At 70.6% G+C, this 12,996-nt stretch carries 10 protein-coding genes; 9 read left to right on the forward strand and 1 reads right to left on the reverse strand.

Annotation, left to right across the window (positions count from 1 at the left end):
* Window positions 1–21 precede the first annotated feature (21 nt).
* The 9 genes from hemW (at window position 22) to AC3WRV_RS01285 (ending at window position 10,412) form a co-directional block, all read left to right on the forward strand.
* The gene (gene hemW / locus AC3WRV_RS01245) at window positions 22–1,176 is read left to right on the forward strand and encodes a radical SAM family heme chaperone HemW (protein WP_492311857.1); all 1,155 of its coding nucleotides are present in this window, start codon (window positions 22–24) and stop codon (window positions 1,174–1,176) included.
* 247 nt (window positions 1,177–1,423) lie between these two features.
* On the forward strand, window positions 1,424–2,296 hold the full coding sequence (gene rsmI / locus AC3WRV_RS01250) for a 16S rRNA (cytidine(1402)-2'-O)-methyltransferase (protein ID WP_492311858.1): 873 nt from the start codon (window positions 1,424–1,426) through the stop codon (window positions 2,294–2,296).
* Complete coding sequence (locus tag AC3WRV_RS01255; RefSeq protein WP_492311859.1) at window positions 2,293–2,724, forward strand: YraN family protein; 432 nt, start codon at window positions 2,293–2,295, stop codon at window positions 2,722–2,724. The genes rsmI and AC3WRV_RS01255 overlap by 4 nt, the downstream gene beginning before the upstream one ends.
* Complete coding sequence (locus AC3WRV_RS01260; protein WP_492311860.1) at window positions 2,721–3,536, forward strand: SirB1 family protein; 816 nt, start codon at window positions 2,721–2,723, stop codon at window positions 3,534–3,536. The genes AC3WRV_RS01255 and AC3WRV_RS01260 overlap by 4 nt, the downstream gene beginning before the upstream one ends.
* Window positions 3,537–3,753: 217 nt before the next feature.
* Window positions 3,754–4,698 carry a glutathione synthase gene (gshB, locus tag AC3WRV_RS01265; RefSeq protein WP_492311861.1) on the forward strand — a complete coding sequence of 315 codons (945 nt, stop codon included), beginning with the start codon at window positions 3,754–3,756 and terminating at the stop codon, window positions 4,696–4,698.
* Between the two features lie 26 nt (window positions 4,699–4,724).
* Window positions 4,725–5,417: a hypothetical protein gene (locus tag AC3WRV_RS01270; RefSeq protein WP_492311862.1), complete on the forward strand. Its 693-nt coding sequence runs from the start codon at window positions 4,725–4,727 to the stop codon at window positions 5,415–5,417.
* 70 nt (window positions 5,418–5,487) lie between these two features.
* On the forward strand, window positions 5,488–7,089 hold the full coding sequence (locus AC3WRV_RS01275) for a YifB family Mg chelatase-like AAA ATPase (RefSeq protein WP_492311863.1): 1,602 nt from the start codon (window positions 5,488–5,490) through the stop codon (window positions 7,087–7,089).
* Window positions 7,090–7,133: 44 nt separating this feature from the next.
* Complete coding sequence (locus AC3WRV_RS01280) at window positions 7,134–8,678, forward strand: response regulator (RefSeq protein WP_492311864.1); 1,545 nt, start codon at window positions 7,134–7,136, stop codon at window positions 8,676–8,678.
* Window positions 8,679–8,729: 51 nt separating this feature from the next.
* The gene (locus AC3WRV_RS01285; protein WP_492311865.1) at window positions 8,730–10,412 is read left to right on the forward strand and encodes an AmpG family muropeptide MFS transporter; all 1,683 of its coding nucleotides are present in this window, start codon (window positions 8,730–8,732) and stop codon (window positions 10,410–10,412) included.
* A 22-nt stretch (window positions 10,413–10,434) separates the two neighbouring features.
* Here the strand turns inward: AC3WRV_RS01285 and AC3WRV_RS01290 are convergent, their stop codons facing one another.
* Entirely contained in the window at window positions 10,435–12,714 is a 2,280-nt protein-coding gene (locus AC3WRV_RS01290; protein WP_291835136.1) for an NADP-dependent malic enzyme, read from the reverse strand.
* Window positions 12,715–12,996 lie beyond the last annotated feature (282 nt).

The raw sequence follows: 12,996 nt of genomic DNA on the forward strand, positions 1-12,996 counted from the left end.
TGAATAGTGTAGACCCCGTCCATGCCCCCCCACCCCGGCAATGACGTCGCCCTCTACGTCCACTGGCCCTACTGCGCCCGGATCTGTCCCTATTGCGACTTCAACGTCGTACGTGACCGCGGCCGGACGGAGGAGCAGGCCGCGCTCGCCGACGCCATCGTCTCCGACCTTGAGGCCCAGGCGGCCCTGACCGGTCCGCGCCGCCTCGCCTCCATCTTCTTCGGCGGCGGCACGCCCTCGCTGATGGATCCCGACGACGTCGCCCGGGTCATCGCCCGGGCGCAGACCCTGTTCGAACCGCGCGGCCCCATCGAGATCGCGCTGGAGGCCAATCCCACCGACGCGGAGGCCGGCCGCTTCGCCGCCCTGGCCGACGCCGGGATCAACCGCCTGTCCATGGGGGTGCAGGCCCTGGACGACGCGGCCCTGACGATGCTGGGCCGCAATCATTCCGCCGCCGAGGCCCGCCGCGCCGTGGCCCTGGCCGCCCGCGCCTTCCCGCGCCTGTCCATCGACCTGATCTACGCCCGCCCCGGCCAGACCATCGGCGGCTGGCGCGCGGAACTGACCGAGGCCCTGGACCTCGGCTTCGAGCACGTCTCGCCCTATCAGCTGACCATAGAGCCCGCGACCGCCTTCGGCCGCGCCTTCGCCCGGGGGACGCTGGTCCCGCCGGACGAGGACGCCGCCGCCGAACTTTATGAGACCACCCAATCCGTGCTCGAGGCCGCGGGCTTCGACGCCTATGAGGTTTCCAACCACGCCCGGGGCGAGGCGGCCCGCTCGGCCCACAACCTCCATGTCTGGCGCGGCGGCGACTATGTCGGCGTCGGCCCCGGCGCCCACGGCCGCCTGACCCTGGACGGCGTCCGCACCGCCACCGTCGCCCGCCGATCCATCATTGACTACCTCTCCGGCGTCGCCGCCGCCGATCCGTGGAGCGAGCGCGACGGCCAGTCCCCCGTCGAGGCCGCCGAGGAGCGCATCCTGCTGGGCCTGCGCACCGTCGAGGGCGTCGCCCTGACGGACCTGGAGGCGCTGGACCTGACGCCGGAGACCGGCCGCTTCGCCGACCTGCTCGCCGACGGCTTCCTCGTTCGCCAGGGCGACCGCATCGCCGCCACCGCCACCGGCCGGCCTCTGCTGGATGCGGTGTTGAAGGCGCTGCTGACCTGATCGCTCCTGCGTCCATTTCTGGCGTACCGCCCCGGTAGACTGGCCTCTCCGGTCTTTGAAAATCAAACAGCGACGCTCGAGTTGAACCCCGAGCGCGATACTCCGCCTCAGGCGAATTTGTGCACGATGTGCACTCCATTTTTTTCGAGTGCGCTTTTCGCTCCCGGCCGTATCGGAAGTTTCGGCATGATGGGGTTTCGGCATTTTTCCCCTGACAGGGCCAGGCCTGTCAGGCACGGTCCCGCCGATGCCTGATCCGTCCGTCTTCCCGCCGACCGCCCCGCCTCCGCGCACCGTCGCGCCTGGCCTCTATCTGGTGGCGACGCCGATCGGGAACCTGCGCGACATGACTCTGCGGGCGCTCGACGTGCTGGCCGCCGCCGATCTGGTGCTGGCCGAGGACACCCGCGTCACCGCCAAGCTGCTGTCGGCCTATGGACTGAAGGCGAAGCTGGAGCGCTGCGACGACCACGCCTCGGAGCGCGCCGCCGAACTGGCCGTCGAACGGCTCAGGGACGGCGCCGTCGTCGCCCTGGTCTCGGACGCCGGCACCCCGCTGATCTCGGACCCCGGCTTCGTCGTCGCCCGCGCCGTCCTGGCCGAGGGCCTGCCGGTGCATCCGATCCCCGGCGCCTCCAGCCTGCTGGCCGCCCTGTGCATCGCCGGCCTGCCCGCCGACCGCGTCCTGTTCGCCGGCTTCCTGCCGCCCAAGTCGGGCGCCCGCCGCACCGCGCTGGAGGAGGTCCGCACCGGCCGCCAGACGCTGGTCTTCTTCGAGAGCGGCCCCCGCCTCGCCGACAGCCTGGCCGACATGGCCGCCGTGCTCGGACCCCGCCCCGCCGCCGTCGCCCGCGAGCTGACCAAGCTGTACGAAGAATGCGTGCGCGGGACCCTGGCCGACCTGGCCGTCGATCCCCGCTGCCAGTCGCCCAAGGGCGAGATCGTCATTGTCGTCGGTCCCGGCGAGGCCGAGGTCGCCTCGGAGGCCGACGCCGACGCCGCCCTGAAGGAAGCCATGACCCGTCTCCCGCCCGGCGAGGCCGCCGCCGAGGTGTCCAGGGCGCTGAACCTGCCCCGCAAGCCGCTCTACAAGCGGGCGCTGGAGCTTCAGGGCCGGTGACCGCGAAACGGCCCTCGGTCCGCCTCAAGGCGCCGAAGGTCGTCAGGGCTCCGCGCGGCTGGCGCGTCAGCCTGGGCCGACTGTCCCATCGGCTGGGCCATCGTTCCGAATGGCTGGCGGCGGCCCTGCTGATGCTCAAGGGCTATCAGATCCTCGGCTTCCGGCTGAAGACTCGCGCCGGAGAGATCGACCTCCTGGCCCGCCGCGGCCGCACCCTGGCCGTGGTCGAGGTCAAGCGCCGATCAACCATGGATCAGGCGCTGGCCGCCCTCGGACCGGACCAGTACGCCCGCCTGCTCGCCGCCGGACGGGCGGTGTTGCGCCAAAGACCCAGCTTGGCCGGGCATCTGTTGCGGATCGATATTGTGGCGCTGGCCCCCCGCCGCTTTCCGCGCCATCGTCGGGACGTGAACCGGGGGCGGGCATGACACGCGACGAGGCCGAAAAGGGGCTGACGGAAGCCGGCTTGGCCGATGACGACGACTTCCCCTTGCTGGAAGCGGCCATCGCCTGCGCCATCCATGACTATCCCTTCCGCGAGGCCGAGCCGGTCCGGCTGCTGGCCGCCCACGCCGCCGAACGCCTGTCCGAGCGTCTGCCCAGCGAGGGACCGGAGGACGCCCTGGCCGAGACCTTGGCCGGCGACCTTCGACTAAACGGCGACCTGATCAACTATGATCACGTCGGCAACACCGACATCATCGACGTGGCGGAGCGCCGCCGGGGCTTGTCCGCCGCGCTGGCCGTCTTCTACCTCGACGCCGCCCGCCGCGCCGGGATCAAGGCCCAGGGCGTCGACTTCCCCGGCCACTTCCTGCTGCGGATCGAGACGCCGGAAGGGCCGGTGGCGCTGGACCCCTTCAGCCAGGGCCGGCTGGTCCTGCCGTCCGAGCTGACCCGGCGCGCGCTTCGAGCCGGGCTGACCCCCCATGTCGCCGACCGCCTCGACGTGTTGATGGCTCCGGTCAGCGACCGCCAGGCCCTGATCCGGCTGCAGAACCTGCTCTTCATCCGCGCCATCAAGGTTCAGGACTATGAGAGCGCCGAGCGCTCGGCCCTGCGCCGCGCCCTGCTGGATCCCGAGGACCACCGCCCGTGGCTCGACGTCGCCGCCGCCCGCGAGAAGCAGGGCGCGCTGGCCGGAGCGCTGGAGGCCCTGTCCCACGCCCGCACCCTGGACGATCCCGGCGAAGTCCGCCGCCGCATGTCGGTGGACCGGGTGCGGCTGCAGCTGAACTGACGAGCTCGCCGGGTGGGGAGCAGAGCCCAGCTAGTGATTGGTGGTTAGTGATGAGTGGTTCGATGCGTCCTCGGTCCGGGGGTCGTCCTGGAACCGGCGGTTCAGCCGCCACCCGCTAGTCACTAACCACCAATCACTTCCCCGCTCCGGCCCCAAAGGGTTGCGCCCAGCCTCGCGGCCACCCATTAGCCAAGCTGCCCAACCGGAAGGACAGCTCATGCTGAAGGTCGCGATCCAGATGGACCCCATCGAAGGGGTCAACATTGAGTCGGACACCACCTGGCTGCAGGCCATGGAGGCCCAGGACCGGGGCTATCCGGTCTGGGTCTATGACTTCCGCACCCTGGCGCTGGAGGACGGCGTCCTGTTCTGCCGCGCCCGCCCGGTGACCCTGAAGCAGGTGGTCGGCGATCATGTGGCGTTCGGCGACGAGGTGAAGCTGGACCTGTCCAAGGACGTCGACGTCATCCTGATGCGCCAGGATCCGCCGTTCGACATGGCCTATGTCACCGCCACCTATCTTCTGGAGACGGTGCACCCCAAGACCCTGGTCGTGAACGATCCGGCCGAGGTGCGCTCCGCGCCCGAGAAGCTGCTGGTCACCCACTTCCCCGGCCTGACCCCGCCGACCCTGATCAGCTCGGATCCCGTCGCCCTCGTCGATTTCCACGAGCGGCACGGCGACGTGGTGCTGAAGCCGCTGCACGGCGCGGCGGGTTCGGGCGTGGTCAAGCTGAAGGCCGGCGACCCCAACCTTGAGGCCCTGATCGAGATCCACGCCACCGGCAGCCGCGATCCGCTGGTGATCCAGAAATTCATCCCCGCCGTCTCCAAGGGCGACAAGCGCATCATCCTGATCGACGGCGAGCCCGTCGGCGCCATCAACCGCATCCCGGCCAAGGATCAGGTCCGCTCCAACCTGCGCGTCGGCGGCACGGCGGCCCCGGTCGAGCTGACCCCGCGTGACCTGGAGATCTGCAAGGCCATCGGCCCCACGCTGAAGGCGCGCGGCCTGATCTTCGTCGGCATCGACGTGATCGGCGACTATCTGACCGAGATCAACGTCACCTCCCCCACCGGCGCCCAGCAGCTGCTGCGCTTCACCGGGATCAATGCGGCGGCCCTGATGTGGGACGCCATCGAGAAGAAGCGCTGGGCCTGAGCCTTGCCGTTGGGAAGCTCCAGTTCATGAAGTCCGTCGCCGTCGCCGCCCTGCTGTTCGCCGTCCTTCCCGTCGTTCCGGCCGCGGCGCAGGACGCAGCGCCCCAGGGTCCGCGCCGCCCCTCGGTGGAGACCCTGCGCTCGATCATCGTCACGCAGGAGCCCGAGGTGCGGGTCGCGGCCGTGGATCACGACCGCATCACCGCCCGCCGCATCGACATCATCGGCGAGGACGGCGTGATCCGCATGACCCTCGCCGCCGACACCCCGGCCCCGATCATCGACGGCATCCAATATCGGCGCGCCTTCGGGGTCGCGGGCCTGATACTCTATGATGAGAACGGCAGCGAACGCGGCGGTTTCGGCGTCGCCGACGTGGACGGCGGATTGGCCGTTCTGGCTCTCGACCATCCGGCCATGGACGCCATCGGCTGGCGGGTGTCGCCCGACGGCTCCGTCAATTTCACCATCAATCAGGCCCCGCCCCTGATCCGCGAACCGGCGCTGGACAACCGTCTCGTCCCGGGCGTCCAGACCTCGACACGGATTCGACTGAGCGTGGCCGCGGACGGCGCTCCCTCCGTCGCCCTCGCCGACAAGGACGACCGCACCCGGGTCCGCATGACGGTCACGCCGGAAGGCTATGGAGCCATCGAATTCCTGAACGCGGAGGGCGAGGTCATTCACACGCTCGCCCCTGAGGCGGATCTGCGCCGCTGACGGCATAACGCCGCTCTTGCAAAGGTTGTCAGTTCGTGTTTCGTTCTTTCCCGGATAGCGGGAGGAAACGATGCACGCCAGCGTCGTCACGGTGGCTTTCGAAGGCGTCGACGCCCGGCGGGTCGATGTGCAGGTGTCGCAGCTGCATTCGGGGAACGAGGGCAGCTTCACCCTCGTCGGCCTCGCCGACAAGGCGGTGGCCGAGAGCCGGGAAAGGGTGCGGGGCGCCTTCGCGGGCATCGGGCTGGCCCTGCCGTCCATGCGGATCATCGCCAATCTCGCGCCGGCGGACCTGCGCAAGGAAGGCAATCATTTCGACCTGCCCATAGCCCTGGCCCTGCTGGCCTCGATGGGGGTCGTCCCGCCCGACGCCCTGTCCGGCTGGGCCGCCATCGGCGAGCTGGGGCTGGACGGGCGGATCGCGCCGGTGGGCGGGACCCTGCCCGCCGCGGTCGCCGCCGACGCCCTGGGGCTGGGCCTGATCTGTCCGGAGGCCAACGGGCCGGAAGCCGCCTGGGCGGGCGATGTGGCGGTGCTGGCCCCGCGCTCGCTGATCGCCCTGGTCAACCACTTCAAGGGAACCCAGGTGCTGCGCCGGCCCGAGCCGGGGGCGATGCGGTCAGGCGACCGCATCCCCGACCTGCGCGAGGTCAAGGGGCAGGAAAGCGCCAAGCGGGCGCTGGAGATCGCCGCCGCGGGAGGCCACAACCTGCTCTTCGTCGGCCCGCCGGGCTCGGGCAAGTCGATGATGGCGGCGCGCCTGCCCGGCCTGTTGCCGCCGCTGACGCCCAAGGAACTGCTGGAGACCTCGATGGTCTGGTCGGTGGCCGGGCTTATCGAGCGCGGCGCCCTGACCCGCGACCGTCCGTTCCGGGCTCCGCACCATTCGGCCTCCATGGCCGCCCTGACCGGCGGCGGCCTGCGGGCCAAGCCGGGCGAGGCGTCTCTGGCCCACAACGGGGTCCTCTTCCTGGATGAACTGCCGGAATACAGCGCCCAGGCGCTCGATTCCCTGCGGCAACCGCTGGAGACGGGCGAGATCGTGGTCGCCCGCGCCAACGCCCACGTCCGCTATCCGGCGCGGTTCCAGCTGATCGCGGCCATGAACCCCTGCCGTTGCGGAATGGGCGGGGCCGGGCGCGGGGCCTGCGGCAAGGCCCCGCGCTGCCAGCGCGACTACCGCAACCGCATCTCCGGCCCGATGTTCGACCGCATCGACCTGACGGTGGAGACGCCGCCGGTGACCGCATCGGACATGGCCCTGCCGCCGCCCGCCGAAGGCACGGCCGAGGCGGCGGCCCGCGTGCTGACCGCCCGCCAGATGCAGGCGGATCGGCTGCGCGCCGCCGGGATCGATCCCGAGACGGCGCAGGATCAGGCCGTCAACGCCCGCGCTTCGGGCGAGACGCTGGACCGCTTCGCCACCCCCGATGAGCCGGGCCGGGCCCTGCTGATGAAGGCGGGGGAAGTCGGCGGTCTGACAGCGCGCGGCTGGACCCGGACGCTCCGGCTGGCCCGCACCATCGCCGACCTGGACGGCTGCGACGGCGTGTTGCGCCGCCATGTGGCCGAAGCCCTGATCTATCGCCGCAACACCACCGAGGCCGAAGGCGCCTTTGAGGCCCGCCGCGCCGAGACCCCGGCCCCGTTCGCGCCGACCGCCGCGTGGTGATGTCTTAACGTCTTCAGGGCAGGCTGTGCTTGAGGGAGACAGGCATGGCGCGGCGACGGACGGACAAGGCGACGACGGCGACAGCTCCGCAGGCGGCGGGCGGGGCGTCGGCGGAACAGCAGTTCCTGCGCCTCATGAGCCACGAGATGCGCACGCCCCTGAACGGCGTGATCGGCATGCTGGGCCTGCTGTCCCGCACCCGGCTGGACGGCGCCCAGCGCGCCTACGCCGAGGCCGCGCGGTCGTCCGCCGAACACCTGCTGGGCCTGGTCAACGACCTGCTGGACTACGCCCGGCTGGAGGCCGGCAAGCTGGAGTTCGACGCCGCCCCCGTCGATCTGGAATCCCTGGTGCGCGGCGTCGCCGAACTGCTGAGCCCCCGCGCCCACGAGCGCGGCCTCGAGATCGCCTGGTCCGTCGCCGCCGACGCCCCCGACGTCCTGGCCGACGAGGGCCGGCTGCGTCAGGTGCTGTTCAACCTGGCGGGCAACGCCGTGAAATTCACCGCCCAGGGCGGAGTCCGCATCGCCGTGGAGCGCGCCGGCGGGACCGCCGGGAAACCGCGCCTGGCCTTCATCATCGACGACACCGGCCCGGGCGTCCCGGCCGAGGCGCGCGAGCGCATCTTCGAGGAATTCGGCCACGTCGACGCCACCGACGCCAGCCGCTTCGGCGGCGCCGGCCTCGGCCTGGCCGTGGTGCGCAAACTGGCGGCCGCCATGGACGGCTCGGTCTCGGTCAGCGACCGGCCCGACGGCCCCGGCGCCCGCTTCCACTTCGAGGCCGCCTTCGACGCCGCGCCCGACGCCGAGCGCGGTCGCCCGCTGGCCGGACAGGCGGTCAGCGTCATCAGCCCCGATCCTTTCGTGCGGCGCACCGCCATGGCCCAGGTCGAGGCCTCGGGCGGCGCGGTCGTGGACGGCGCGTCCGTCGTCCTGATCGACCACGCGGCGCGCGAAAGCAGCCACGGCCTGGCCGTCCGCCCCGCCGACAGCCGCGCCGTGGTCCTGCTCAAGCCGTCCGAGCGCGACCTCATCGCCCGTTACCGGTCCGCCGGCTTCCACGGCTATCTGATCAAGCCGCTGCGCCGCGCCTCGCTGGCCGAGCGGGTGCTGGCCGCCGCCGGCAGCCAGACCGCTCGCCTGCCCGGCCCCCCGCCCGCCCCTCTTGCCGACGACGACCGCGTCCTGCCCGGCCGTTTCTCGGGCACGCGGGTCCTGCTGGTCGAGGACAACCCCGTCGGCGCTCTGCTGGCCTCGACCCTGCTCAAGCGCGAGGGCTGCGCCGTCGAGACCGCCGCCAGCGGCGACGAGGCGCTGGAGGCCATGAAGCGGGCCCGCTACGACTTGGTCTTCATGGACATGCGCATGCCCGGCATGGACGGTCCGACCGCCGCCCGCGAGCTGCGCGCCCGCGGCGACCGGACCCCCATCGTCGCCCTGACCGCCAACGCCTTCGCCGAGGACCGCAAGGCCTGCCTCGAGGCGGGGATGAACGACCATCTGGTCAAGCCGCTGGAGCTGGAGTCGCTGCGCTCCGCCCTCAGCCGCTGGACGAACCGCGAAGTCCGCGCCAAGGTCGCCGTCTGATTTGACGACGCCGTAATTCGCAAGAGTTGGGGGGCGTCCGGAGACGCGCCCATGACCGACAGCACCACGCCCGCCAGCGAGGTCGCCGCCCTTCAGCCCGCCCCGAAAGGGCTGGGCGTCCTGAAGGCCGCCTTCCGCGAACGCCGGACGCTGGCCATGCTGTTGCTGGGCTTCTCCGCCGGCCTGCCCTTCGCCATGCTGATCGGCACCCTGAACGCCTGGCTGACCGAGGAGAAGATTCCGGTCGCGACCATCGGCATCCTGAGCTGGATCGGCCTGTTCGGCGCCTTCCGCTTCCTCTGGTCCCCCGCCGTCAGCTGGACCCCGCCCGTCCTCGGCAAACGGCTCGGCCGCCGGCGCAGCTGGCTGATCGTCCTGCAGATCGTCATCGCCGCGGCGCTGGGGCTGGTCGCCCTGTCCCATCCGGGAACCGGCGTGCTGGGCCCGCTGGCCCTGGGCGCGGCCCTGGGCGCCTTCGCCTTCGCCACCCAGGACATCGTCATCGACGCCTGGCGGATCGAGGTCGCGGACGAGAAGACGCCGATCGACCTGCTTTCGACCATCTATCAGCTGGGTTATCGCACCGCCGCCCTGGTCGGCGGCGCCGGCGCCCTGCTGCTGGCGACCGTCCTCGGCTGGCCCGGCGTCTTCGCCGTCGGCGCTCTGCTGATGGGGGTGGGAATCATCGGCACCCTGATCGCTCCGGAGCCGGAAGCGACCTCCCGGGCGGCCGTGGCGCGCGAGCGGATCGGGTCGCCGCGCCTGCGACTGGCCGTCCTTGTCGCCACGCTGGCGGCCTGGGCGTGGGCCGCCTTCATGCTGGTCAACTTCATGATCACCGCCCTGACCACCTCGCCGGCGCCCAGCGCGGGCGAGTTCACCGCCGATTGGGGCCCGTGGATCGTCGCGGCCACCGTCATCCTGCCCGCCGGCCTGGCCGGCCTGATCGTCTGGAAAGGTCGGGCGGCGACCGAAGCGGAGGCGGTCGCCCTGCCGCGTCTGGCCGATACGCTTTACGACGCCATCCTGGCCCCGCTGGTCGAGCTGATGGGGCGGCTGGGCTGGGGCGCGGTGATCGTGTTGGGGCTGATCCTGACCTACCGGATCACCGACGGGGTCTGGGGTCCGTTCGCCTTTCCCTTCTACATGGGCGACACCGGCGGGGCGCTGGGCCACACCAAGGCCGAGGTGGCGCTGGCGTCCAAGACCTTCGGCGTCGTCATGACCATCGTCGGCATCGCCTTGGGGGGATGGGCGCTGCTGGTCATCGGCCGGATGTGGAGCCTGTTGATCGGCGCGATCCTCAGCGCCGCGACCAATCTGCTGATGATGGATCTGGCGCTTGGCGCGCCGGTGATCGACTCCTTCATGCGGACGACGGGCCTCTACGGCCTGTTCGGCGCCTTCCATATCGGCGAGCCCCTGTCGCGGCTGATGCTGGCCATCTCCGGCGAGAACATCGCCGGCGGTTTCGCGGGCGCGGCCTTCGTGGCCTATCTGTCCGCCCTGTCGAACAAGATGTTCGGCGCGGTCCAGTTCGCGGTCTTCATCTCGCTGGCCCTGCTGATCGGCACCCTGGGCCGCGGCGCCCTAGGCGAGCTGATCGACGCCCAGGGCTATGCGCCCATGTTCGCCATCGCCGCCTGGCTGGGCCTGCTGGCGGTGGTGTTCTGCATCGCCGAGTGGGTGCGCGGCGCCCTTGAACGCCGCAAGCTGGCCGCCGCCCAGGTCTGAAAGCCCGGGCGGCCGTCAGGCCCTACTCCTCGCCTTCGGCGCCTTCTTCGTAGGCGGCGAAGGTCGCGGCGGTGATGATCTCGCTGACCGAGGCCCCCAGCGACACGATCTGCACCGACTTCTCCAGACCGACCAGCAGCGGGCCGATCACGGTCGCGCCGCCCAGGGACTGGACCAGCCGCGTCGAGATGGCGGCTGAATGAATGGCCGGCATGACCAGGACGTTGGCGTGGCCGGTCAGGCGCATGAACGGGTAGCGCCCGCGCAGTTCCGGATCCAGCGCCAGCTCCGGCGGCATCTCGCCTTCGTATTCGAAGTCCACGCCCTTGCTGTCGAGGATGCGGATCGCCTCGCGCACCTTCTCGCCGCGATCGCCGGGAGGGTTGCCGAAGGTCGAGTAGCTGAGGAAGGCCACGCGCGGAGTCTTGCCCAGCTTGCGCACGGTGGCGGCCGCCTGGATGGCGATCTCGGCCAGTTCCTCGGCGTTGGGCAGTTCGTGGATCGAGGTGTCGGCGACGAACAGGGTGCGGCCCTTGGCCAGCAGGATCGACAGGCCGATCATCCGCTCCTTCACGTCCAGGACGCGGCGGACCTCCTTGAGCACCATGTTGAAGTTGCGGGTCACGCCGGTGACCATGGCGTCGGCCTGACCGCGCGCGATCATGGTCGCGCCGAAGTAGTTGCGGTCCTGGTTGATCATCCGCTGCACGTCGCGGCGCAGATAACCCCGGCGCTGCAGCTTGGCGTACAGCCAGTCGGTGTACTCCTCGTTCTGGTGGCTGATCCGGGCGTTGATGATCTCGATGCCCATCTCGTCGAAGTTCAGACCGGCCTCGGCGGCGTTCTTGCGGATCAGCTCCTCGCGGCCCAGCAGGATCGGCGTGCCCAGCTCGGCCTGTTTGAAGCCCCAGGCGGCGCGGATCACGGCGGTTTCCTCGCCCTCGGCGAACACGACCCGCTTGTTCGGGGCCGCGCGCACCGCGCCCGAGATGTTCTGCATCAGGGCGGCCGACGGATCGAGGCGCTGGCGCAGGGAGACGCGGTAGGCGTCCATGTCCTCGATCGGCTGGCGGGCCACGCCGGTGTCCATGGCGGCCTGGGCCACGAACGGCGGGATGAACCAGATCAGGCGCGGGTCGAACGGCGACGGGATGATGTAGTCCGGGCCGAACTTCAGCTTGCGCCCGCGATAGGCGGCGGCGACCTCGTCCGGCACGTCCTCGCGGGCCAGGGCGGCCAGGGCCTCGGCGCAGGCGACCTTCATCTCGTGGTTCACGCGGCGGGCGCGCACGTCCAGCGCCCCGCGGAAGATGTAGGGGAAGCCCAGCACATTGTTGACCTGGTTCGGATAGTCCGACCGGCCGGTGGCGATGATGGCGTCCGAGCGCACCGAGCGCACGTCTTCCGGCGTGATCTCCGGGTCCGGATTGGCCATGGCGAAGATGATCGGATTGGGCGCCATCGAGGCGACCATCTCCTTGGTGATGGCGCCCTTGGCGGCCAGGCCCAGCACCACGTCGGCGCCGACCATGGCCTCTTCCAGCGTACGGTGCGGCGTGTCGGTGGCGTGCGCCGCCTTCCACTGGTCGATGTTGGGGCGGCCCCGGTAGACGACGCCGTCGCGGTCCAGGATCACGGTGTTCTCGGCCCGGACGCCCGCCGCCTTCATCAGGCCGATGGACGACAGGCCCGCGGCGCCGGCGCCGACCAGAACGACCTTCAGGTCTTCCAGCTTCTTGCCGGCGATGTGGGCCGCGTTGATCAGGCCGGCGGTCGAGATGATGGCCGTACCGTGCTGGTCGTCATGGAAGACCGGGATATCCAGCAGGTCCTGCAGCTGGCTTTCGATCTCGAAGCATTCGGGGGACTTGATGTCCTCCAGATTGATGCCGCCCCAGGTGTCGCCGATGTTCTTGACGACGGTGATGAACTCGTCCGGGTCGGTGGTCTTCACCTCGATGTCGAAGCTGTCGACGTCGGCGAAGCGTTTGAACAGGACGGCCTTGCCCTCCATCACCGGCTTGGACGCCATATGGCCGAGGTTGCCGAGGCCCAGGATGGCCGTGCCGTTCGAGATGACGGCGACCAGATTGCCCTTGGAGGTGTAGTCGTAGGCCTTGTCGACATCGGCGGCGATGGCCAGGACCGGCACCGCCACGCCTGGCGAATAGGCCAGCGACAGGTCGCGCTGGGTCGCCATGGGCTTGATCGGGGCCATCGAGATCTTGCCCGGAGCGGGGAAGCGGTGGAAGTCCAGCGCGTCCTGGTCGGAGAAGGTCTGCTTGTCTGTCAGGTCGGGCATGGCTCTCGGCGTTTCCGGTCGCGGCTTCGCGCGTGTTCAGTTCGACCCTGTTCCTAGTGCGCGGGGCCGGAAGGGACAACCGCTGACGCGAGGGAAGCCGCGTCCCGGCGGCGCGGGGTTTGAACGCCGGGATAAGCCGAGACTGTCCGGAAAATGTGACAGCGGGCCGCGCGTTTTGAGCGGATTTCCGCCGACCTGGCCCCCTGCGGCGAAAGGCCCGCCCGCCAGATCGGTTGTCAGGGCGGAGGGCGGCTGTTACTGCGAGCCGTTCTCAATATCAGC

The sequence above is a fragment of the Brevundimonas sp. EU05-FHT14B11 genome (assembly GCF_058790835.1).